This window comes from Streptococcus sp. HMSC072G04 (genome assembly GCF_001813295.1).
Classification (GTDB): Bacteria; Bacillota; Bacilli; order Lactobacillales; family Streptococcaceae; genus Streptococcus.
Genome location: NZ_KV812035.1, coordinates 117,400 through 141,187, shown reverse-complemented (window position 1 = coordinate 141,187; position 23,788 = coordinate 117,400). Strand labels below are relative to the sequence as shown.

General features: G+C 42.1%; 18 protein-coding genes. 10 read left to right on the top strand and 8 right to left on the bottom strand.

Features of this window, described 5'->3' with window-relative positions; translation table 11 throughout:
- Positions 1 to 28 precede the first annotated feature (28 nt).
- The 3 genes from HMPREF2904_RS07905 to HMPREF2904_RS07895 all read right to left on the bottom strand — a co-directional run bounded on the left by HMPREF2904_RS07905 (position 29) and on the right by HMPREF2904_RS07895 (position 3,552).
- Positions 29 to 871, bottom strand: coding sequence for a sugar ABC transporter permease (locus HMPREF2904_RS07905; protein WP_049498945.1), 843 nt, complete (start codon positions 869 to 871; stop codon positions 29 to 31).
- A gap of 1 nt (position 872) precedes the next feature.
- The gene (locus tag HMPREF2904_RS07900) at positions 873 to 2,168 is read right to left on the bottom strand and encodes a sugar ABC transporter permease (RefSeq protein WP_070661667.1); all 1,296 of its coding nucleotides are present in this window, start codon (positions 2,166 to 2,168) and stop codon (positions 873 to 875) included.
- A 127-nt stretch (positions 2,169 to 2,295) separates the two neighbouring features.
- A complete protein-coding gene (locus tag HMPREF2904_RS07895; RefSeq protein WP_070661664.1) occupies positions 2,296 to 3,552 on the bottom strand; it encodes an extracellular solute-binding protein in 1,257 nt (418 codons plus the stop codon).
- A gap of 446 nt (positions 3,553 to 3,998) precedes the next feature.
- Between HMPREF2904_RS07895 and malQ the strand changes: the two genes are divergently transcribed.
- The 5 genes from malQ to nrdI all read left to right on the top strand — a co-directional run bounded on the left by malQ (position 3,999) and on the right by nrdI (position 12,596).
- Complete coding sequence (gene malQ, locus HMPREF2904_RS07890; protein WP_070661661.1) at positions 3,999 to 5,528, top strand: 4-alpha-glucanotransferase; 1,530 nt, start codon at positions 3,999 to 4,001, stop codon at positions 5,526 to 5,528.
- 45 nt (positions 5,529 to 5,573) lie between these two features.
- Positions 5,574 to 7,832: a glycogen/starch/alpha-glucan family phosphorylase gene (glgP, locus tag HMPREF2904_RS07885; protein WP_070661648.1), complete on the top strand. Its 2,259-nt coding sequence runs from the start codon at positions 5,574 to 5,576 to the stop codon at positions 7,830 to 7,832.
- A gap of 494 nt (positions 7,833 to 8,326) precedes the next feature.
- Positions 8,327 to 11,137, top strand: coding sequence for a GbpC/Spa domain-containing protein (locus HMPREF2904_RS07880; RefSeq protein WP_070661645.1), 2,811 nt, complete (start codon positions 8,327 to 8,329; stop codon positions 11,135 to 11,137).
- A 426-nt stretch (positions 11,138 to 11,563) separates the two neighbouring features.
- Positions 11,564 to 12,079, top strand: a complete 516-nt coding sequence (locus tag HMPREF2904_RS07870) for an ABC transporter permease (RefSeq protein ID WP_070587705.1) — start codon at positions 11,564 to 11,566, stop codon at positions 12,077 to 12,079.
- 61 nt (positions 12,080 to 12,140) lie between these two features.
- Positions 12,141 to 12,596 carry a class Ib ribonucleoside-diphosphate reductase assembly flavoprotein NrdI gene (gene nrdI, locus HMPREF2904_RS07865; protein WP_045760033.1) on the top strand — a complete coding sequence of 152 codons (456 nt, stop codon included), beginning with the start codon at positions 12,141 to 12,143 and terminating at the stop codon, positions 12,594 to 12,596.
- Positions 12,597 to 12,790: 194 nt separating this feature from the next.
- Here the strand turns inward: nrdI and HMPREF2904_RS07860 are convergent, their stop codons facing one another.
- Positions 12,791 to 13,036, bottom strand: coding sequence for a MarR family transcriptional regulator (locus tag HMPREF2904_RS07860; protein ID WP_070661639.1), 246 nt, complete (start codon positions 13,034 to 13,036; stop codon positions 12,791 to 12,793).
- A gap of 153 nt (positions 13,037 to 13,189) precedes the next feature.
- Complete coding sequence (gene argS, locus HMPREF2904_RS07855) at positions 13,190 to 14,878, bottom strand: arginine--tRNA ligase (RefSeq protein ID WP_070661636.1); 1,689 nt, start codon at positions 14,876 to 14,878, stop codon at positions 13,190 to 13,192.
- Positions 14,879 to 14,982: 104 nt separating this feature from the next.
- On the opposite strand from argS, the gene argR reads away from it, so the two are divergent.
- Positions 14,983 to 15,423: an arginine repressor gene (gene argR / locus HMPREF2904_RS07850; protein WP_023919910.1), complete on the top strand. Its 441-nt coding sequence runs from the start codon at positions 14,983 to 14,985 to the stop codon at positions 15,421 to 15,423.
- Between the two features lie 131 nt (positions 15,424 to 15,554).
- Positions 15,555 to 18,104 (top strand): DNA mismatch repair protein MutS, encoded by a 2,550-nt coding sequence (mutS, locus tag HMPREF2904_RS07845; RefSeq protein WP_070661633.1) that lies wholly within the window; start codon positions 15,555 to 15,557, stop codon positions 18,102 to 18,104.
- Positions 18,105 to 18,136: 32 nt separating this feature from the next.
- On the opposite strand, the gene HMPREF2904_RS07840 is transcribed toward mutS, so the two are convergent.
- Together HMPREF2904_RS07840 and HMPREF2904_RS07835 are read right to left on the bottom strand one after the other, a co-directional pair.
- Positions 18,137 to 18,592, bottom strand: a complete 456-nt coding sequence (locus tag HMPREF2904_RS07840) for a DUF3021 domain-containing protein (RefSeq protein ID WP_070661629.1) — start codon at positions 18,590 to 18,592, stop codon at positions 18,137 to 18,139.
- Positions 18,586 to 19,026 carry a LytTR family DNA-binding domain-containing protein gene (locus tag HMPREF2904_RS07835; RefSeq protein WP_049503862.1) on the bottom strand — a complete coding sequence of 147 codons (441 nt, stop codon included), beginning with the start codon at positions 19,024 to 19,026 and terminating at the stop codon, positions 18,586 to 18,588. The genes HMPREF2904_RS07840 and HMPREF2904_RS07835 overlap by 7 nt, the downstream gene beginning before the upstream one ends.
- 249 nt (positions 19,027 to 19,275) lie before the next feature.
- On the opposite strand from HMPREF2904_RS07835, the gene mutL reads away from it, so the two are divergent.
- From mutL to HMPREF2904_RS07820, 3 genes are read left to right on the top strand one after another with little or no spacing between them, the layout of a single operon-like run.
- A complete protein-coding gene (mutL, locus tag HMPREF2904_RS07830; protein ID WP_070661713.1) occupies positions 19,276 to 21,219 on the top strand; it encodes a DNA mismatch repair endonuclease MutL in 1,944 nt (647 codons plus the stop codon).
- Positions 21,220 to 21,239: 20 nt separating this feature from the next.
- Complete coding sequence (gene ruvA / locus HMPREF2904_RS07825; RefSeq protein WP_070661626.1) at positions 21,240 to 21,833, top strand: Holliday junction branch migration protein RuvA; 594 nt, start codon at positions 21,240 to 21,242, stop codon at positions 21,831 to 21,833.
- 9 nt (positions 21,834 to 21,842) lie between these two features.
- Complete coding sequence (locus HMPREF2904_RS07820) at positions 21,843 to 22,406, top strand: DNA-3-methyladenine glycosylase I (RefSeq protein WP_070661623.1); 564 nt, start codon at positions 21,843 to 21,845, stop codon at positions 22,404 to 22,406.
- Between the two features lie 62 nt (positions 22,407 to 22,468).
- Here the strand turns inward: HMPREF2904_RS07820 and HMPREF2904_RS07815 are convergent, their stop codons facing one another.
- Entirely contained in the window at positions 22,469 to 23,500 is a 1,032-nt protein-coding gene (locus tag HMPREF2904_RS07815; RefSeq protein WP_070661621.1) for a S66 family peptidase, read from the bottom strand.
- Between the last annotated feature and the right edge of the window lie 288 nt (positions 23,501 to 23,788).

Below are 23,788 nucleotides of genomic sequence, written 5' to 3'. Positions count from 1 at the left end.
TAAAATGCGTTTGAAATAAGGTTCTATTTTATCCTTTATCCCCACCAGCTGTCAAGCCTGAAACAAAGTTCTTTTGTAGGAAGAAGAATAGAATACAGATTGGAACCGCGATCAAAATGGCACCGGCTGCAAAGAAGGCGATCTTTTGATTTTTTTGGTCACTGATAAAGGTTTGAAGACCAACGGCTACCGTATAATTTACTTCATCACGAAGCAAGAATTTAGACAAGATATAGTCTCCGAAAGGTCCCATGAAAGCCCAAAGTGCTTGAACGGCAATCATTGGACGAACCAGTGGAAGGACGATTTGCCAGAAGCGACGGAAGTGTCCTGCACCATCCAATTTAGCAGACTCATCAAGTGAGATTGGAACGGTATCGAAGTAACCCTTCATCAACCAAGCATTCATTGGAATACCACCACCAACATAAAGGAAGATCAAGAACCAAGGTTGGTTCAAGGCATTCAGCATCAAAGCCATAACGAAGAAGGCTGTGAGGGCTGCCATAGTTGGGACCATTTGAATGATCAAGAAGAAGACCAAACTTTGTTTACGCGCCAAGAAATTGTAACGGCTGTATGCGTAACCTGCGAAGGTAACAATACTTGTTTGCACAATCATGGTGATAATGGCGATAACCAAGGTATTCATATACCAAGTGCCATAAGGAGTTTCAGAGAAAAGTTTTGAGAAGTTATCAAAATTAAGATTGCCACTAAAATCAAGTGTAAAGGCACTGACATTCCCTGATTTGAAGGCTGATAGAACCGTAATCAACAATGGATAAATGATAACGATTGAAAGAACCACCATGTACAGGTAAGTCAAGAAATGATTGAGGCGGCGTTTAAATTGAACAGAATTTTTCATTTTATACATCCTCCATATCAAATGCATGTAGTTTCTTGAAGGCAATCATAGAGATTGAGATCACAATCACAGAGATAATCAAGGTTACCGCTGCGGCCATTGAATATTGAGGAGAAGTATTGGTTGTCAACTTGTAGATCCAAGAGATCAAGATATCTGTAGATCCGGCATTTCCTCCGACAGAACCAGGTCCCCCATCGTTAAACAAGTAAATGATGGAGAAGTTGTTGAAGTTGAAGGTGTATTGACTGATCAAAGTTGGAGCTGCAACCGCCATAATCATTGGGAAAGTGATGCTACGGAATTTTTGCCAACCGTTGGCACCATCAATATAAGCAGCTTCGTAAAGATCGTTTGGAATTGATTGAAGAATCCCTAAAGTCAAGACATAGATGTAAGGGAAGCCGAGCCAACCTTGCATCATAATCAAAGCGATTTTTGTCCAAGTAGGATCTGTTTTCCAAGGGATCAAGACGCCATCTAAGAATGGGAAGATCTTCGCAAACAACGGGATAACTTGTGCATTGATGGCACCGACACTATCGTTAAACATATTTGAGAAAGTTAGGATAGTGATGAAGGCTGGAACAGCCCATGGGAGCAAGAAGATAACCCCAAAGATCCGTTTTCCTTTTACAAATGGTTGGTTCGCAACAATAGCAGTCAAGATACCAAGAACGATTTGAAGAGTAGAAGCTGCGAGAGCCCAAATCAAGGTCCAGCCAAGAACAGATGTAAAGGCTGAGCGGAAGGTGCTCAAGGTCCACATATTAGTGAAGTTTTGGAACCCGATCCAATCAAGCAAGGTTGTTGGAGCAGTATGTTTGAAATCGTAGTTTGTAAAGGCGATCATCAAAGTTACCAAAACTGGGAAGATAATCGCAAAGGTCATAGCGATATAAGAAGGGATAATCAAAAGATAAGGGAATCCATTTTCATAGATCGCATGAACCATTTCTTTTCCAGTTTTTGGAACGGCAATACCATTGTTAATGCGTTTTGCAACAGTTCCTGCATCCTTAATATTTAAGGCATAAAATAGGAAGTAAACAATGGTAATGATCAAGTGGAAGGCACCACGAATCAAGATAAAGAGGGAATTATCTTGTCCACGGACTGTTCCAAGTGTGACCAATTTCGCTAATTCTCCAGCTCCGATTCCAATGAAGTAAACGAGAAAGAGAACGGTTACGGCAAGAAAAATATAGCCTTTGGTTTTTTGTTTGTTATAAATTTGCCCAAGACCCGGGATCAAAGAGAGCCACATAGCCTTTTTAGGGTTTTGTTCTGTAGTCATTCAAATCTCCTTATAATGTCCTTGCTAGAGAGCAAGAAGACAAGTCAGACAGTAAGCTATGCTTGAAAATTGAACATAAGAGGTTGGGACCTTGTCTCCAACCTCTTACTCAAACCTAAAAACTGTCTTATTTGCTACCGAATTTTTGTTCGATGGTTTCTTTAATCAATTTCACTGCATCGTCAGCAGCAGCTTTTGCAGATTTTTTACCACTTACAGCATCGAAAAACATAGTAGCAGCTGGATCCCAAACAGCACTCATTTCTGAGATGTTTGGCATTGGTTGAGCGTTCTTGAATTGATCAACAACGGCAGTTGTCAATTCATCGTTTTTGCTAACCGCATATTTACGAGCTTCTGTGTTAGCAGGAACTTCATTTGTCTTGTCAAACAAAGCTTTTTGTTGGTCAGTACTTGTCAAGAAGTCAATGAATTTTTGAGCACCATCAAGGTTTTTCGCACCTGCAGGGATAACCCAAGCTTTACCACCACCAAAGGCAGAATATTGTTTTCCGTTTGGAAGAGTTGGAATAGTTGCGACACCGTAGTTTACTTTAGCTTCTTTCAATGAAGCAGCTTTCCAAGGACCGTCGATGATAGCAGCTGTCTTACCTTCTTGGAATTGTGTTTGGATGAAGTTAGCAGCAGCTTTTGTATCTTGCATACCTTTTGGCCATTTAGCATACCAAGTTTTCGCATATTCGATACCGTCTACAGAACCTTGGTTGTTCAATCCAATATCTTTAGGATCTGTACCATCTTTACCAAATACATAACCACCATTACCTGAAAGCAAACCGTAAGCATAGTAGAAGTTTGTCCAGTCAGCTAAGAAGGCAGTTGTTTTACCAGGTTCGCTAGCAAAGTCGTATTTGCTATCTTTTGCAAGATTGTCAAGGTCACCAAATGTTTTTGGAGCTTCACTTACAAGATCTTTATTATAGTAGAGAACCAAAGTTTCGATGACAGCAGGTGCACCGTAAACTTTACCACCGTTTGTTACAAGAGCTTCAGTTGTTTTGTCTGTGTGGCTATCTTTGTTTAATGTCACTTCAGCCAATTGACCATCGTTACCAAGACCACCTACACGGTCGTATGGTGCCATCATAACGTCTGGAGCTTTTTTAGATTGGTTATCAAGAGAAAGGTTATCCAATCCACCAAGGGCATCACCAGTTTTGATTTTAACTTTTACGCCATTTTCTTTTTCAAAAGCTTTTGCAGCTTCTTCAACATAAGATTTGTAGCCTTTGTCTACATAGACGTTGATTTCTTTACTTGCTTCAGAAGAACCTGAAGAGCTATTGCTACAAGCAGCAAGTAAGAAGCCGGCAAAACCAACTGTACCAAGTACAGCAGCACTACGTAAAATTGTACGTTTCATGATTTATTCCTCCTAAAGAATAAAAAAAGATAATAATTAGAAACCGCTTTAGACAAACGTTTTCCTAAAACGACTTAAGTATATCACAAGGCGAAAACGTTTGCAAGTGATTTTAAAAAATTTTTTAAAAAATATTTCAATTCCGAACTTTCTTCTATAAAAACCGCTAATTCATTGACATTGCTAATAATAAATACTAAACTAGAGATACGGGGCTTTTTAAAAAAAGATAAAAAGTTTTTTAAGAAACCCCTTGCAGAAAATATGGAAAAAGTTTATAATGACATGGTACGCAAACGTTTTCGCAAAAATTGCGTAAACTGAGTTGCGCCTGTTCGATTTTAACAAAGAGTAGAGCCGCTTGAGAGCTGGATACGACTCTGCAACGATACCCATGCCGTGCACCGAATCGCAGGCTTCAAAGAAATAAAAAGAGGTGGTAACCCATGAAAAAACGTCAAAGTGGTGTTTTGATGCACATTTCTTCCCTTCCTGGACAATACGGAATCGGATCATTCGGACAATCAGCATATGATTTTGTTGATTTCCTCGTTCGGACCAAGCAACGTTACTGGCAAATCTTGCCGCTTGGTACAACTAGTTATGGAGATTCTCCATACCAATCTTTCTCAGCTTTTGCTGGGAACACTCATTTTATTGATTTCGATCTTTTGACCGAGCAAGGTTTGTTGACAGAAGCAGACCTTAAAGGAGTGGACTTTGGTCAAGATCCTACTCAAGTGGATTATGCAAAGGTTTTCGAACAACGTCGTCCCTTGCTTGAAAAAGCAGTTGCCAATTTCTTAAAATCAAGTGATCAAAAAGAATTCCAAGAATTTTGTGAAGCCAATGCTTCTTGGTTGGAGCTCTTCGCAGAATACATGGCTATTAAAGAACACTTTGATTTGAAAGCTTGGACAGAATGGCCAGATGCAGCTATTCGTGCGCGTGAGCCAAAAGCTTTGGCTAACTACCGTGAAGAATTGGCAGATAAATTGACTTACCATCGTGTGACTCAATTCTTCTTCTTCCAACAATGGTTGGCCTTGAAAGCTTATGCCAACGACCACCACATTGAAATTGTGGGAGATATGCCAATTTATGTAGCGGAAGATTCAAGCGACATGTGGGCTAATCCTCATCTCTTCAAAACAGATGAAAACGGGAAGGCAACTTGCATTGCAGGATGCCCGCCAGATGAGTTCTCAGCAACTGGTCAACTTTGGGGGAACCCAATCTATGACTGGGAAGCAATGGACAAAGATGGCTACCAATGGTGGATTGAACGCTTGCGTGAAAGCTTCAAGATCTACGACATCGTTCGGATCGACCACTTCCGTGGTTTCGAATCATACTGGGAAATCCCAGCTGGTTCTGAAACTGCAGCACCTGGTAAATGGGTCAAAGGTCCTGGCTACAAACTCTTTGCAGCAGTGAAGGAAGAACTCGGTGATTTGAACATCATCGCAGAGGATCTTGGCTTTATGACGGATGAAGTCATTGAGCTTCGCGAACGTACTGGCTTCCCAGGAATGAAGATTCTTCAATTTGCCTTCAATCCTGACGATGAAAGTATCGATAGCCCTCACTTGGCACCAAACAACTCTGTGATGTACACTGGAACACATGATAACAACACAGTTCTTGGATGGTACCGCAATGAAATCGACGATCCAACTCGCGAGTACCTTGCTCGTTATACCAACCGGAAAGAGTACGAATCTGTACCACATGCTATGCTTCGCACAGTCTTTGCTTCCGTCAGCTTCATGGCGATTGCTACGATGCAAGACTTGCTTGAGTTAGATGGCTCAGCTCGGATGAACTTCCCATCTACTCTCGGTGGTAACTGGTCATGGCGGATGACAGCGGATCAATTGACTCCAGCTGTCGAGCAAGAATTGCTTGATTTCACAACGATTTATCGTCGTGAAAACAAAGACTTGAAAAAAGAAGTTAAGAAAGCAGAAAAATAATCTTTCCCCCTATTAAAAATTGTTGAAATAAAGGAGACTCTCAACATGGAATCATTACAAAAATATGTGATTGATCATCATCAAAAAACAATTGCTGAATGTTCAAATGAAGAATTGTACATTGCCTTGCTAAATTACACCAAGCAAGCAAGCGCGCAAAAGAAATTAAATACTGGTAAGAAAAAAGTTTACTACATCTCAGCTGAGTTCTTGATCGGTAAACTCTTGTCTAACAACTTGATCAACTTGGGTCTTTACGACGATGTCAAAAAAGAATTGTCAGATGCTGGTAAAGACTTGATCGAAGTCGAAGAAGTGGAATTGGAACCATCACTTGGTAACGGTGGTTTGGGACGTTTGGCAGCCTGCTTTATCGACTCTATCTCAAGCCTTGGTTTGACAGGGGATGGGGTCGGTTTGAACTACCACTTTGGTTTGTTCCAACAAGTATTTAAGAACAACCAACAAGAAACGATTCCAAACGCATGGTTGACTGACCAAAGCTGGCTCGTTCGTTCAAGTCGTAGCTACAAAGTGCCATTTGCACATTTCACATTGACTTCTACCCTTTATGATATCGATGTCCCTGGTTACAAGATTGATACCAAGAACCGTTTGCGTTTGTTCGACTTGGATTCAGTTGATTCATCTATTATTGAAGATGGTATTAACTTTGACAAGACAGATATCGCTCGCAACCTGACCCTCTTCTTGTACCCAGATGATAGTAACCGTCAAGGGGAATTGCTCCGTATCTTCCAACAATACTTCATGGTATCAAATGGTGCACAATTGATCATCGACGAAGCCATCGAAAAAGGAAGTAACTTGCATGACCTTGCTGACTATGCTGTTGTCCAAATCAACGATACTCACCCATCAATGGTCATCCCTGAATTGATCCGTCTTTTGACAGAACGTGGTATTGGAATGGATGAAGCCATCTCTATCGTTCGTAGCATGACGGCCTACACTAACCACACCATCCTTGCAGAAGCCCTTGAAAAATGGCCACTTGATTTCTTGCAAGAAGTGGTTCCTCACTTGGTTCCAATCATTGAAGAATTGGACCGCCGTGTTCGCGCTGAATACAAAGATCCAGCTGTTCAAATCATCGATGAGAATGATCGCGTACACATGGCACACATGGATATCCACTATGGATTTAGCGTAAACGGGGTAGCGGCACTTCACACAGAAATCTTGAAGAATTCTGAGTTGAAAGCCTTCTACGACATTTACCCTGAAAAATTCAACAACAAAACAAACGGTATTACTTTCCGTCGTTGGCTCATGCATGCCAACCCAACCTTGTCACACTACTTGGATGATATCCTCGGACGTGACTGGCACCATGACGCATCTAAATTGGAAGACCTTCTTTCTTATGAAGATAAAGATGCAGTCAAAGCAAAATTGGAAAACATCAAGTCTCACAACAAACGCAAATTGGCTCGTTTCTTGAAAGACCATCAAGGTGTGGAAATCAATCCAAATTCTATCTTTGATACCCAAATCAAACGTCTTCACGAATACAAACGTCAACAAATGAACGCTTTGTATGTGATCCACAAATACTTGGACATCAAAGCTGGAAATATCCCTGCTCGTCCAATTACTGTTCTCTTTGGTGGTAAAGCAGCTCCTGCCTACACCATTGCACAAGATATCATCCACTTGATCCTTTGCTTGTCTGAAGTGATTGCAAACGATCCAGCAGTAGCTCCACACTTGCAAGTTGTTATGGTAGAAAACTACAACGTAACTGCTGCAAGCTACTTGATCCCAGCTAGCGATATTTCTGAGCAAATCTCTCTTGCTTCGAAAGAAGCTTCAGGTACTGGTAACATGAAATTCATGTTGAATGGTGCGTTGACACTTGGTACTATAGATGGAGCCAACGTGGAAATCGCTGAATTGGTTGGACGTGACAACATCTATATCTTCGGTGAAGATTCAGAAACAGTTATCGATCTTTATGCCAAATCAGCATACAAATCAGCAGACTTCTATGAACGTGAAGCCATCAAACCATTGGTAGACTTCATCGTCAGCGATGCCGTTCTTGCAGTTGGGGACAAAGAACGTTTGACTCGTCTTCACAATGAATTGATCAACAAAGACTGGTTCATGACTCTTCTTGATTTGGAAGACTATATTGTAACCAAAGAACGCATGTTGGCTGACTACGAAGACCGTGATGCATGGTTGGATCAAGTCATCGTTAACATTGCGAAAGCAGGATTCTTCTCATCTGACCGTACGATCGCTCAGTACAACGAAGACATCTGGCACTTAAACTAATCACCCGATATTAGACCAAGGTCCTTGAGACTTTGGTCTTTTTCATGACTTTTTATTTCAGAACAGAAAGAGGAAGAAATTTAGATAATGGACATATCTGTAAATAGTGTCGTTTTTTTGAATTTTTCCGATCCGGCAGGGAAATTATTACATAATTTTTTATTTTAACCTTCAAATCTAATCTATTGGTATAAAAAAATACTCCCCCTCAAAAAGCCTTCCGGTGAAATTTATAAAAAAAAAAAGCAGAGTGAAAACCCTTGAAAATAAAGGACTTTTTCACAGGTGTTTACATATATTTTCAATTAAAAAATGAGGAAGTCCCGGAAGCTTTGGAGTTTCAAGTTGTTATATCTTTAAAGTAAAATAAAAAATTAAATTAACAAATATTTAAAAATGGTTGATCGTGATACAATAGAGTTAACTGGCAGTAGCATATTTTTGCCTCTACAGTGAGATTTTTTAAAACATAAATAAAAAGGAGAGTTTTGAAAATGAAAAGCTATCGTGAACATGTTTCGAAGCAGGAAAAATTTTCAATTCGTAAGTTGTCAGTGGGTGTTGTATCATTGGCCATCGCTGGATTGGCTACTGTTAATACCTACGGAGCAGAAGTGAAAGCGGATGAGGCAACAGCACCTGCAACTGAAGCAACCACTACAGAGACAACAACAAGTGATGCAGCTGTTGCAACAAGTTCTAAGTTGACATCTACAACTGTGACAGAAGGGAATAAAACAGTTACAACGACTTATGTAGAATCACCAGAACTTGAAAAAGCAAAAGCTGATGCAGCTACAGAAGGTGTGACCGTTACAGAAGAGGCTGAAAAAGTACAACCATCTATCGCAGTAGCAGAAGCGGATAACAAAGCTCAAACAGCTGAAATCAACACAGTCGTTGAAAACTACAAAAAGGCCAAAGCTGAGTATGAAGCAAAATCTCAAGAAATCACATTGATTGAAAAGAGAAATGCGGAAGCAGAAGCAGATTATCAAAAGAAAGTAGCAGAGTACAATCAGCAAAAGGCAGCTTATGATAAAGCTTTAGAAGAGTACAATGCTAAAAAGGCAGCTTATGATGCCAAAGTAGCAGAAAAAGCAGCAGCGGATAAGGCTAATGCAGAAGCAAAAGCTAAGTATGAAGCAGAAATGGTTGTTTACAATACAGCGAAAGCGCAATACGATAAAGATTTACAAGAATACCAAACTAAGAAAGCGCAATACGATAAAGATAAAGAAGCTTATGATCAATTGGTAGCGAAGAAGGCAGAAGAAGATGCTGCCAAGGCTCAATACGAAGCTGATCTTAAAAAGTACAATGTTGAAAAAGCACAGTACGAAAATGATTATATTGCTTATCAAAAGAAATTAGCTGAATACGAAATTGCCAAAAAACAATATACGGATGCGAAACAAGCATACGACAAATATATGACAGACAATGCGTATGCTGACCTTAAAAATGTTTCAACTGTTCAAGATTTGACCTTCCAACGTGAAGGTGGTGCAACTCACACCATTGACGGCATCAGCACTTATCTTACTCGTGATGCTCAAGCTCGTTTAAATACAAGCAATGTCCATCAATATGATTCCAATAAATTGGAAGCTTCAGATATTGTAGCGACTAGTCCTTGGGCCAATAATGAAACTGAGTACATTCAAGTGAAGGAAGGCGATAAATTTGTCGTTACTTATGATAACTTGAATCAGTCTAGCATGCGTGAAAATACGGATATGCATCCAATCAAACGTGTGATTTACCGTTATGAGATTTTAAGTCTTCCATCAAATGATGGCAAAGGGATTGCAGCAGTCAACGCAGATCCAACGGTAACCATGACAGTGGGTGCTTCAACAGACCAAGACAAACCTGTTAAGGTTGCTGTTGATGTTGAATTCTATGATGGTGATGGCAATAAATTTGATTTGACTCAACGCAATGCCATTGTCGCTTTGAACTCCCTCAACCACTGGACAGGTGCATCATATGTAGATAGTGGAGATAAACCTCGTGCCCTTACAGTAGAAGCCAAAGATAAAGATGGCAACACTGTTCGTGGAACTTGGGATCCATATGCAGATGGTTCATCCATGAGCATTGAAAACAATGAAGTGAAGGTTAAAACAGGAAAAGCAGACTTTGGTACTGCAACTGTTTCCATTTCAGCAGACAACCCTCTCAAAATTGTGACTCAGAAATATGGTTATGTTAAAGATGACACAGGTAAATGGGTTCCTGGTACGACACCTGAGAAGGAAGAAGTAACGGATGCGTTAACTGTAAATGCTTCGGGTTCAGGAAGTGTTCATTCTATTGGTACAGAAGAATTTACCTTTGAAGGTAAGGATGATGTTATCGGATCATACAAAGTAGATGCAACTACAGGCCAAATTACGTTCACACCTAAGAAGAAATTTGAAAACGTGGAACACCAAGAGTCTGTAAATGTTGGAAATAATAAATTTATTCCAATTCCAAACTCAAGTGTTTCTTATGATGCTGCTACTAAAGAAGTAACTTCCTTTAAAGATAACCAATATATTGAACATGGATCTGTCTTTAACGGTGAATCTTCAACAACTCTTGAAGGTTGGGATAATCCATCTTCTCCATACCTCTATTATGGTGGAGCAGGCTTGAAGATGTCAGATGGACACTTAGTCTTTACGGCTAATGGTGCCAATGCGGCTGGTCAACCAACGGTTTACTGGTTTGCCATCAACTCAAATGTAGGTCTTCCTAAAGAGCCAGGAGAAGAACCGAAAGAGCCAACAAAACCAACCGAACCAAAGGCTCCAACTCCACCAACGATTACAGTGGAAAATCTACCTGCAGAGCCAAGTAAACCTGAAGAACCTAAATCACCAACTCCGCCAACAGCACCTAACTACACTGTGATTACGGTCGATGTGGAGGAACCAACAGCTCCAACTCCACCAACAGCTCCAACCCCACCGACTCCTGAAGTCGTTCCAAATACGAATCTGGTGAAACCGGAAGCTGAAGTGAAATGGCATAAGAATAAAGTGGTAACGGAAACAGATATTCCAACCCCACCAACACCAGTTCCTCCAACTCCACCAACTCCATACAACCCACCAACACCAATTGTTCCACCAACTCCAGAGGTTCCAACCGAACCAACTCCTGAAGTTCCGGAACAGCCTGTACAACCTGCGCAACCACAAACACCTGCGCTTCCAAATACAGGTACAGAAAGCTCAACTGCAGCTGTTCTTGCAGGTGCGATGGCTGGATTGCTTGGATTGGGTCTTGCACGCAAGAAAAAAGAAGATTAATTCTTGTTTCTTTCGTTCATTCATCTAAATAAAGAAAGTCAGAAGGCAAGTCCTTCTGGCTTTTTTGATGGAGTGATGACCAAATAGTTGAGAAATAGAACAGAATAGTTTTTGGATAAGGAGAGGAAATGGCTTTTATATACCAAATCGTGTCGAAATGAAGCAGAATAGAAATGGATGACACAAGAAGAAGAGAATGAGGTATACTGGTGGTGTTCGAATGAAAGTTTATAGGACTCCGTTATATCTCTAATCATTCCAATGATACTGTTGCGATGGCTTTTCATCTTTTGCACACATTACTTTTCCAAATGAATTTCATTTGAACGTATCAGTGATCAGGCAAGTGCTTCCACGGTTTTGAGGCGCTTGCCTTTCTATCTGTATCGCGATATAATAGGGTGTAAGAAATGAAAAGGAGTTTGTATGAAAAAGAAACCTATCTATCTTTATATCCTGTTATTTTTCTCTACGGTTGGAACCCTAACATCAGCTGTCTCAACCTTTGGAGCTTCAAAGAGTTTTGAGTTGACAGATGATTTTGCGAAACAACTTGGTTTAACAACGGCTCAAGACAAGGCTGACTATGTGACATATTATGAGAAATCAGCCCAACTCAATCAGTCTCCATTAACCTTTTTATTTGTTTCCCTGATTCTGATTGCTTTACTGGCAACTTTCTATTTTCTCTTTATGAAGCAGGATCTGTTAACAGCACATTATACTTATATGGGGCAGATTTTGTTAAGTCAAGCCTTCTCTTGCTATAATTATTTTGCAGGGCGTCCACTATTAGCTAGTTTTTCAACCCCGTCCCTTCGCCAACGATATCTGGCATCTTCGTCCATTGCTTTGTTACTCTTGACTGCTTTATCTCTTCTCTTCCTTGGAATTGTTTTGTATAAAACCTTGCGTTTGAGAAAAGCTCAAGCTACGGCATAATAGATAAGTTTGAATGGAGCTCTCTTAGAGGATAAGAGAGCTTCTTGATTGGAGAAAAAAGATGAAAGTATCCTTTGTTTATATTAGTCTGAGTGGGAATACAGAGAGTTTTGTCCGCCGCTTAAGTGACTATTTGCTGGAAGCCCATCCCGGACTTGAAATCGAGAAAGTGCATGTGAAAGACCTGGTCAAAGAGGGCCAGCCCTTCTTTGAAATGACCAATCCTTTTATCACTTTTTTGCCTACCTATTTGGAGGGTGGAAATGGTGTTGACAATGGCGATGTGGAAATTTTGACGACAGATGTTGCGGATTTTATTGCTTATGGAGACAACGCTAGCAAGTGTTTAGGAGTGGTTGGGTCAGGCAATCGGAATTTTAACAATCAATATTGTTTAACCGCTAAGCAATACAGCCAACGCTTTGGTTTCCCTATGTTAGCCGATTTTGAAATGCGGGGGATGTTGGGAGATATTAAAAAAGTAGCTGCGATTGTAGAAGATTTGTATCATCTTTAAAATAAAGAGAGGCTGGGACAAAAGTCCTAGCCTCTTAATTATTTTTGGATTGTCGAGCAAGACGCAGTGGTTGAGTGGGCTCTACTACGCTGATTTCATCAGCTTTTACAGCCCTACTCAACTGTGCGGAGGTGGGACGACGAAATCGAATTCTAACGAATTACCGATTTCTGTCCCACTCTCTCTTTTACGCTTTATTTTAATTTTTCTGTGATTTCTTTAGCAAGTAGAAGCCCCAATCGATAGTCTTTATTGATGACATGGATGACATCGTTGATATTGTCGGTCTCTTGGATTTTTTCCTTGATGCTATCTTTGAAAGCTTGATCTTTCAAGAGTTGCTCTTGTAAGAGCCGTTGTAGTTTTTCTCTTTCGTACTTGTTAAATAAAAAGAGGACCACTAAACTGATGAGGATTAAGATGTAAACGGTTTGATTCATAGATTTCTCCTGTATATAAAGGATCTGAAAATGTAGAGAATGAAGGGCATTGGGCATGAGAAAAGGAGTGAGAATGAACTAAATTGAATCGCATTTAGTTTCTCCTCTCACTCCCATAAGAGATGTTCTACTTATCAATCATTAGATAAGAAATTACATTTTCTCAGGTGCATCGACACCAAGTAAGCGAAGGGCTTCTTTTAAGACTACTGCAGTTGAATAGCTAAGAGCAAGACGGCTTTCGCGTTCTGGGCTTTCATCCAAGATACGAGTGTGTGCATAGTATTTGTTGAAGGCTTGAGCCAAGTTGATAGCATATTTTGCGATCAAGGATGGATCATAGTTTTCAGCAGCACGTTTCACGACACGAGAGAAGTCTTGGAGAAGCTTGATGATTTCCCAGCTTTCAGGATCGCTCAAGCTGTATGTCGCATCTGTAGATGGTGTGAAGTTGGCTTTGCGAAGGATAGATTGGATACGAGCGTAAGCGTATTGAACGTAAGGTCCAGTTTCTCCTTCAAAGGATACCATGGCTTCTAGGTCGAAGTCATACCCATTGCGGCGGTCTGTCTTCAAGTCGTAGAATTTAACCGCACCAACACCGACTGCATGTGCCACTTCTTCCTTGTTTTCCAATTCAGGGTTCTTTTCTTCGATCTGCGCTTTGGCACGAGAGATGGCTTCTTGAAGAGTTGGTTCGAGAAGGATGATATTTCCTTTACGAGTTGACAATTTTTGGCGGTTTTTTGTCACCAAACCAAAGTCAACGTGAACCATATCGTCGCTCCAGTCAAATCCCATTTTCTTCAGTACAGCTTTCAACTGACGGAAGTGGTTGGATTGTTCTTGACCTACAGCATAGATGTTTTTCACAAAGTTGTAAGTCCGTGCACGGTAGATAGCGGTTGCGATATCACGAGTGATGTAAAGAGTGGCACCGTCTGATTTCTTAATCATAGCTGGTGGAAGGTTGACATCATCGAGCTCAACGATGTTAGCCCCTTTAGATTCTTTCAACAAGCCTTTGTCTTCAAGGATTTGAACCCCTTCATCCATCTTGTCGTTGTAGAAAGCTTCTCCGTTTAAGCTGTCAAACTCAACACCGAGGAGTTTGTAGATACGGTTGAATTCCACCAAGCTTTCGTCACGGAACCATTGCCACAATTCAGTTGCTTCTGGATCCCCATCTTCCAATTTTTTGAACCATTTACGTCCTTCTTCATCAAGCTCAGGATCGTTTTCGATTTCAGCATTGATTCGAACGTAAAGTTTTAGCAATTCATCGATTGGATTGGCTTCGACAGCTTCCTTGCTACCCCATTTTTTGTAGGCCACCATCAAGAGACCGAACTGTTTACCCCAGTCACCCAAGTGGTTGATTTTAATCGTGTTGTAGCCCATTTTGCGGAAGATGTTTGAAAGAGCATCCCCGATAACGGTTGAGCGCAAGTGACCAACTGAGAATGGTTTTGCGATGTTTGGGCTTGAAAGGTCGATGGTGATATTTTGACCTTTACCTTCGTCTTGTTGGCCGTAGTCTGCACCTGCTTCGATGACGGATTTGATTACCTGATCAGAGATTTTAGATTTGTCTAAGAAGAAGTTCACGTAAGGTCCAGTTGCAACGACTTTTTCGAAGGCACTTTGGTCGATCTTTTCAGCGATATCTGCAGCGATTGCTTGAGGAGCCTTGCGTTCCACTTTTGCAAGTGAGAAGGCTGGAAAAGCAATATCACCAAGATCAGATGATTTTGGTTGTTCAAGCAAGTTTAAAATAGCATCTTGGTCAAGAGAGTCAATCACTTTGGCCAATTCACTAGCAATGAGTTCTTTATTGTTCATATTAGCTCCTTAGTCCTTTTAACTATTATTTTAACACAATTCTGAGCGAATTTTCAATTTTTTTGGTATAATTTAAAGTATATTTATTCAAAAGTGGAGGTCCAATGAAAAAGACAGAACGTCACCTTTTGATTCAACAAATGATTCGAAATGAAAAATTGTCGACTCAAAAAGAGATTCAGGATCGATTAGAAGCAAAAGGCATTGCTGTAACGCAAACAACTCTGTCACGAGATTTGCGCGATCTGGGTCTAGTCAAGGTGAAACGAAAAGACCAGTTGTATTATATTTTGCCCAATGAGCCTGAAGTGGCAGAGATTTATATTATGTTGTCTAGCCATGCCAAGTCAGTCTCACGAGCAGAATTCACCTTGGTTTTGCGGACAGAGCTGGGAGAAGCAGCTCTCTTGGCCAATGGTGTAGATGAAATGTCAGATGAGCGTATTTTGGGAACAGTAGCAGGGGCCAATACCCTCTTGATTGTTTGTCGAGACCAAGAGGCAGCCATTGAAATTCAAAATGAAATTTTAGGGATGATGCAGTAATCAAGCCCCTTGAAAAGAAAGAAAATACCCCGTTAAGATGTCAAAAGGAGGAAGATAGTGAGCTATCTACTCCTGTTTTCATCTATGGAGCTTGTGTCAGAAAATGATGCAACAGTAAGGAATAAAGAAGTATGGCAGTAGAGAAAATATCCCCTGGAATGCAGCAGTATCTAGATATCAAAAAAGACTATCCGGATGCCTTTTTGCTGTTTCGAATGGGAGATTTTTACGAATTATTTTATGAAGATGCAGTGAATGCAGCTCAAATTTTAGAGATTTCCTTAACCTCACGGAATAAAAATGCAGAGAATCCGATCCCCATGGCAGGTGTTCCCTACCACTCGGCTCAGCAGTATATTGATGTTCTCATTGAACAGGGGTATAAGGTCGCGATTGCAGAACAAATGGAAGACCCCAAAGAAGCCAAGGGGGTCGTTAAGCGGGAAGTTGTACAGGTGATTACGCCGGGTACAGTGGTGGATTCGACCAAGCCAGATAGTGAGAACAACTTCCTGGTTGCTTTGGATCGTTCAGGAAATGATTTTGGGCTAGCCTATATGGATCTGGTGACTGGGGAATTTCAAGTGACGACCCTCAATGACTTTAGCATGGTTTGTGGAGAAATCCGCAATTTACGTGCGCGTGAGGTGGTCCTGGGTTATGAGTTGCCAGAACAGGAAGAGCGTGTGTTTGTTAGCCAGATGAATCTCTTGTTGTCACATGTAGAGACGGCGCTCGACGATGTTCAACTCTTAGGGGATCAGTTGAGTGAGCTAGAAAAGAAAACGGCTGGAAAACTTCTCCAGTATGTCCACCAGACACAAATGCGGGAATTGAGCCACCTCAAAAAAGCCCATCATTATGAGATTTGCGAATTCTTGCAGATGGACTTTGCGACCAAGGCTAGTCTTGATTTGACAGAGAATGCGCGAACTGGGAAGAAACATGGTAGCTTGTATTGGTATTTAGATGAAACCAAGACGGCCATGGGAGGTCGTTTGTTGCGGTCCTGGATTCAGAAACCCTTGGTCGATTTGAAACGGATACGAGAGCGCCAGGACATCATTCAGGTCTTTATGGATCATTTCTTTGAACGGAGCGATTTGACCGACAGCCTTAAAGGGGTCTATGACATTGAACGCTTAGCGAGTCGGGTTTCCTTTGGTAAGATCAATCCTAAGGATCTCTTGCAGCTAGGAGATACTCTGGGTCATGTGCCGACGATCAAGTCGATTCTACTGGGGATTGGTGATCCAGTCTTAGATGTCTTGATTGCACGCTTGGATGAACTTCCTGAGTTGCACCGCTTGATTACCTCAGCTATTGCTCCGGAAGCATCTGCTGTTATTACAGAGGGAAATATCATCCGAACTGGGTTTGACGAGCAATTGGATCAATACCGTGTCGTTCTTCGGGATGGTACTGGTTGGATTGCTGAGATTGAGGCCAAGGAGCGCGAAGCCAGCGGCATTACAGGTCTAAAGATCGATTACAACAAGAAGGATGGCTACTATTTCCATGTCACCAATTCTCAATTGAGTCACGTTCCTGCTCACTTTTTCCGCAAGGCGACCTTGAAAAATTCAGAACGCTTTGGTACGGAGGAATTAGCTCGCATCGAAGGAGATATGCTAGAGGCGCGTGAGAAGTCTGCTAATCTGGAATATACGATTTTTATGCGGGTTCGTGAAGAAGTTGGCAAGTATATCCAACGTCTGCAACAATTAGCTCAGGCGATTGCGACAGTTGATGTTTTACAAAGTCTAGCCAGTGTCGCTGAGTCACAACAGTTGAATCGTCCCCTCTTTCATGAAGAACGACGAATCGCGATCGACAAAGGTCGCCATCCGGTTGTTGAGAAAGTGATGGGAGCCCAGTCCTATATTCCTAATAGCATCTTTATGGATGAAGAACGGGATATTCAGCTGATTACTGGGCCAAATATGAGCGGGAAGTCTACCTATATGCGTCAATTGGCGATCATTGTGATTCTTGCCCAGATTGGCTCCTATGTTCCAGCGCAAAAGGCCGAGTTGCCAATCTTTGATGCGATTTATACCCGAATCGGAGCTGCTGATGACCTGGTATCGGGTCAGTCTACCTTTATGGTGGAAATGATGGAAGCCAATCACGCCATTCGCAAGGCAACGCCTCAGTCCTTGATTTTGTTTGATGAGTTGGGACGGGGAACAGCGACCTATGATGGGATGGCCCTCGCCCAATCCATCATCGAATACATTCACGATCGAACCGGTGCCAAAACCTTGTTTGCGACCCATTACCATGAGTTGACGGCTCTCTCAGAGACCTTGTCCCGTTTGGAAAATGTTCATGTTGCGACCTTGGAGCGAGATGGACAGGTTACCTTCTTGCACAAGATTGAACCCGGCCCAGCAGATAAGTCCTATGGGATTCACGTGGCCAAGATCGCTGGTTTGCCAGAAGAATTATTGAAGCGGGCGGATGCGATTTTGACCAAGCTAGAAGGACAAGCCCAGCAAGTACCGCTTGCGGATGCAACTCCTAAAAAGGAAGTATCTTCGCAGGTTGCTGAACAAATGTCCCTCTTTGAGGAAGAGACAGAAAGTACAGTGATCACAGAATTGAAGAATCTGGATCTCTACAACATGACTCCCATGGAAGTCATGATGGCAGTCGCCGAATTGAAAAAGAAAATATAAAAGAAGATCCTCGTGATAGCGAGGATCTTCTTTTAGTGGTTAGCAATGCTTTGGTTGATTTTTTGGACTTGTTTTTTATAAAAATGATGGGAGACCAACCAGATGATCACGTAAACGAGGGTGAATTCGACAACGAGTAAGAGGTAAAAGCCAAGTCGTGCTGGAAACCAGCCAGCTAACGTAGCTAGGGGAATAAAGCCAAGCAACATGAGTAAGTAATGGCTCAGAGTAGCCCGTAAGAGGCTCCAGTCTTTTTGAAAGAGGAGACTCCCGAAGCTAAAGAGGACCCCAATCGCACCCCAAACGAGGGCGCAATAAAGCATGACCAGTGAGCCGTGAACATGATGCAAGAACATCCAGCGGCCGACTGCAGAGTTGGGACTTAAGGGAAGGTACAACTCAGGTGAGAAGAGGTAGGAAAAGAAGATGGATAGGATGAGCCCGATGAGAATACCTTTCAGGGCGTCAGAAAAAGATTGTTTTAGCATGATAATTTCTCCTTAATGGCTTTTAAGTAACGACGGGAGGAGTAAGTCAGACTCCCGTTTTTAAGATAGATTTGCACCGATCCTCCACTGGTAAAGTGCAGGTGATCGATTTCTTTTGTGTTGATAATTTCAGATTGGGAAATTTTGAGAAAGCAGGTCGGTAAGTCTTCAGATAACTGATAGAGAGGCCCAGTCAGAATAAATTGATCTGTCATGGTCTCACCAATTACTTGCCTATTTTCAATGTAAAAACGTTGGAATAGCTGGCTTTCGATCAGGTAAGCTTCCCCATCCTTCTTGGCACGTAAGCGCCCTTTTTGATCCAATTCTTCCACAAAGTCTCGGATTTTCTCTACACGCGCAGACAGTGCAGGTGCTGTGATCATCACCGCTTCTTCTTGGAAGTGGGAATCAATGTGTACTTCAACTTTCATAAGATCGTTTCTCCCTCCTTTGGGTAAAGTCGGTTGGCCTGCTAGCCCGGCTCCTTCTTTACACTACTATTAAACACTTTTTCCAAAGGGAAGACAAGGAAATTTGTCTATGTGGTCGTTTTCTTTGCCTATGCGGTTTTTAAGGAAGAAGATGGGGACAAGCCTACGTTTTTTAAGAAAGGGAGTCTTGTGGATCTGTGGTATAATAGAGCTACATGTATCGGTGAAAAAATAGGTAAAGGAGCAGACATGTCACAGATTATTGAATTGCCAGAAGTCCTAGCCAATCAGATTGCGGCAGGTGAAGTGATTGAACGACCTGCTAGCGTGGTCAAGGAATTGGTTGAAAACTCGATCGATGCTGGAGCTAGCCAGATCGTTGTTGAAATCGAAGAAGCAGGATTGAAGTCGATTCGGATTACAGATAATGGGGAAGGAATTGCGCATGATGAGGTCGCTTTGGCCCTCCGTCGACATGCGACCAGTAAGATCAAGAGTCAAGCGGATCTTTTTCGTATTCGAACACTTGGTTTTCGTGGTGAGGCCATGCCTTCCATTGCTTCTGTCAGTATTCTAACCCTTCTAACGGCGCAAGAAGGAGCTGCCCACGGGACCAAATTGGTCGCAAAGGGTGGCGAAATTGAGGAATTGGAGCCAGCGACAAGCCCTGTCGGGACCAAGATCACAGTGGAAGATCTCTTTTTTAATACACCTGCCCGTCTCAAGTATTTAAAGAGCCAGCAGGCAGAACTATCCCATATCGTGGATATTCTCAATCGCTTGAGCTTGGCCCATCCTGAGATTGCCTTTACCTTGATCAATGATGGAAAAGAAATGACCAAAACAGCGGGGACGGGTAATCTCCGGCAAGCGATTGCGGGTGTCTATGGCCTCGCGTCTGCCAAGAAGATGGTGGCCATTGAAAATCGCGACCTGGATTTTGAAGTGACGGGCTTTGTGTCTTTGCCTGAATTGACTCGTGCCAATCGTAATTACATCAGTCTCTTTATCAACGGCCGTTATATCAAGAATTTCTTGCTCAATCGAGCTATTTTAGACGGCTACGGCAGTAAACTCATGGTGGGCCGCTTCCCGCTCGCGATCATTAATATCCAGATCGACCCTTACTTAGCGGATGTCAATGTTCACCCCACTAAGCAAGAGGTTCGCATCTCCAAAGAACGAGAACTAATGGCCTTGATCTCCCAGGCTATTGCGAACGCTTTGAAAGAGCAGGACCTGATTCCGGATGCTCTAGAAAATCTAGCCAAGTCGACTATTCGTCGAACAGAAAAGCCAGTACAGACGACCCTGCCTTTAAAAGAAAACCGCCTCTATTATGACCGAGAAAGTCAAGATTTCAAACTTCGACAAGAAGTGGCAGATCCTCAACGGCCTCTAGCAGATGAGCTAACTGCTGATTCTACAAACCAAGAAAACACCGTAGAAAAACCAACAAGCGCGATCAAGTTTGCGGAAAGAAAGACTGTGGTTTATGATGAACTGGATCACCCAGAGTTGGATCTGGCTAGTCTAGACAAGGCCTATGATAAGTTGGATGGGGAAGAACATTCGACCTTCCCAGAGTTGGAATATTTTGGTCAGATGCATGGAACCTATCTCTTTGCCCAAGGCAATGGGGGCCTTTATATCATTGACCAGCACGCGGCCCAAGAGCGGGTCAAATACGAAGAATACCGGGAGAGCATCGGGGATGTAGACGGTAGTCAGCAACAACTGCTAGTGCCTTATATCTTTGAGTTCCCTACAGACGATCTGATCCGCCTGCAACAGCGCAAGCACCTCTTAGAGGAAGTGGGCGTCTACTTAGAAGAGTACGGAGCCAACCAGTTGATCTTGCGGGAGCATCCGATCTGGATGAAGGAAGAAGAGATCGAGTCGGGTATCTATGAAATGTGTGATATGCTCCTTTTGACCAAGGAAGTGTCTATCAAGAAATACCGGGCGGAGTTGGCCATCATGATGTCCTGCAAACGCTCCATCAAGGCCAACCACACGCTGGATGATTACTCCGCACGCGATCTGATCTATCAACTGTCCCAATGTGACAACCCTTATAACTGCCCTCATGGCCGTCCGGTTTTGGTTAACTTTACCAAGTCAGATATGGAAAAGATGTTCCGACGCATTCAGGAAAATCACACCAGTTTACGGGAATTGGGCAAATATTAATCAAACAATAAAGGAAGATTATGTACGAATACATTAAAGGAATTTTAACAAAAATCACCGCCAAATACATCGTGGTGGAGACAGCTGGGATCGGCTATCTCTTGCATGTGGCCAATCCCTATGCCTACTCTGGTAAAATGAATCAAGAGGTGCACGTCTATCTGCACCAAGTGGTTCGGGAAGACGCTCACCTTCTTTATGGCTTTGCGACCGAAGAAGAGAAACAGCTCTTTTTAAACTTGATCTCAGTCTCTGGGATTGGACCTGTCTCAGCTCTGGCTATCATTGCTGCAGATGACAATGCAGGCCTTGTCCAAGCCATCGAAAGCAAGAACATCACTTACTTGACCAAGTTTCCGAAGATCGGCAAGAAAACAGCCCAACAGATGGTTTTGGACCTAGAAGGTAAGATCAATCTTGATCTAGAAGATGCACCGGCTCAGTCCAAAGCCAAAGTTGTAGAAGAAAACCAAGCCCTTGAAGAAGCCATGGAAGCCATGTTGGCATTGGGCTACAAGGCAACGGAACTCAAGAAAATCAAGAAATTCTTTGAAGGAACTTCTGATACTGCTGAAAACTATATCAAGTCTGCCCTTAAGATGTTGGTGAAATAGGAGAAGAAGATGCCAAAACGTTGTGGCTGGGTTAAAATGAATAACCCGCTCTATGTAGCCTACCACGATGAAGAATGGGGACAGCCCCTACATGAGGACCAAGCGCTTTTTGAGTTGCTCTGTATGGAGACTTATCAGGCCGGTCTATCTTGGGAAACAGTGCTCAATAAACGGCAGGCTTTCCGAGAATCTTTTCATGGTTACCACCTTCAACGCGTCGCAGAGATGACCGACTCTGAACTGGAAACTTTGTTAGACAATCCAGCCATCATCCGCAATCGTGCAAAGATTTTTGCGACACGGGCGAATGCTCAAGCCTTTCTACAAGTCCAGGAGGAATTTGGATCGTTTGATGCTTATCTTTGGTCTTTTGTAGATGGGAAAACCATCGTCAATGATGTTCCAGATTACCGGCAGGTTCCAGCGAAGACAGCTCTTTCTGAGAAGCTAGCCAAGGATCTTAAAAAACGTGGTTTTAAGTTCACCGGATCAGTCGCAGTTTTATCCTTCCTACAAGCAGCAGGCCTGGTTGATGACCATGAGAATGATTGTGAATGGAAAAACGGTGATTAGTGAGTATAGGTAACTAGAGTATCTGAGAATATAGAAAAAAAGCTGAGAAATTCTTCCCAGCTTTATTTGTTATAGTCAAAGTGGATGACTTGCTCCGTTGCATCTACATACGCGTGGACTCCAAAGGGGACAATTGCTCTTGGAGTTGCATGGCCGACATTCAGATTATAGACAATCGGGATATTGCTATCAATGATATCCAATAGTGCTTCTTTATAGTCGTCATAGAAAGTTTCATCCATAGGTTTTCCGACTAATAGTCCACTGATGACCTCGAATACACCAGTTTCCTTTAAAGTCCGCAACATCTTTTTGAAGTCGTCAGGTTCAGGCTTTTCTTCGCTTGTTTCTAGCAAGAGAATTTTTCCTTCCCAGTCTGACAAGTCAGGGAAAAGTTTGTATTTTTGGCAGAGGTCTGTGCTATCTGCGTGTAGAGAGTTGTCAAAAATATCATAGAGAGACTCAAGACAACCACCGAGGATTTCTCCCTCAAACTGAGCATTGCCTTGTAACAAGTCAAAACCTGTATTTGCATGGCTGACACGAGGTGTTCCCAGAGCCTTGGGACTATAATCAGTCCGTTCCTCATACCAAACGTTACTAGGGCGGATTTCTGAGATTCTACCAGTCTCAATTAATTCTTTAAAGTAGTGGCGGCTATATGGCAGCATTTCCTTGTCTAACTCACAAATGTCTGCTAAAAAGGATTGCCCGTAAAAAGTCTTGATTCCTAGTTTATGCAACATGAGATGGTTCATGGTCGTATCCGAGAAGCCAAGAAAAATCTTTTGTTTGATAACCTTTTGTAGTTGGTCATTTTCAAAAAGATAAGGTAGCAAGCGATAGGTATCGTTTCCACCGATGGCGCATAGGATCATGTCGATACTATCATCAGAAAAGGCCTGAATCAAATCCTCTGCACGAGCTTCAGGATGTTCTTTGATAAAGTCTAAGCCTTTTAGTGAATGAGGTAAAAAGATAGGATTGAGTCCGAGGTATTTGAGTCGTTGGACCCCCAAGTCCACTTCGTGCTTGACAAAGTCCTCTCCGATAATCCCACTAGATAAACTTATAATACCAATAGTAGAAACCATATCTCATCCTCCTAGAAATAAATTGATGCTATTGTATCACAAAAGATGAGGGGGAACAACAAGAATTAGAGTCAGAAGAAAGCTTTTAGATCAAGAAAGTAGTCAAAAAGCAACCGCTCGATATGGTTGCTTCAGAATATAGATAAGCTCTATCAACAATAGAAAATAGCCCTTTAGAAGTTGATTGCCACATAGTTAAAACTCTTAGGGATGCTGATGTAATAGTATTTCTATGAGTTTTTTACTTTATACTCTAAAAGAAAAAGATTGAAAAAAGTTGTCCAAAAT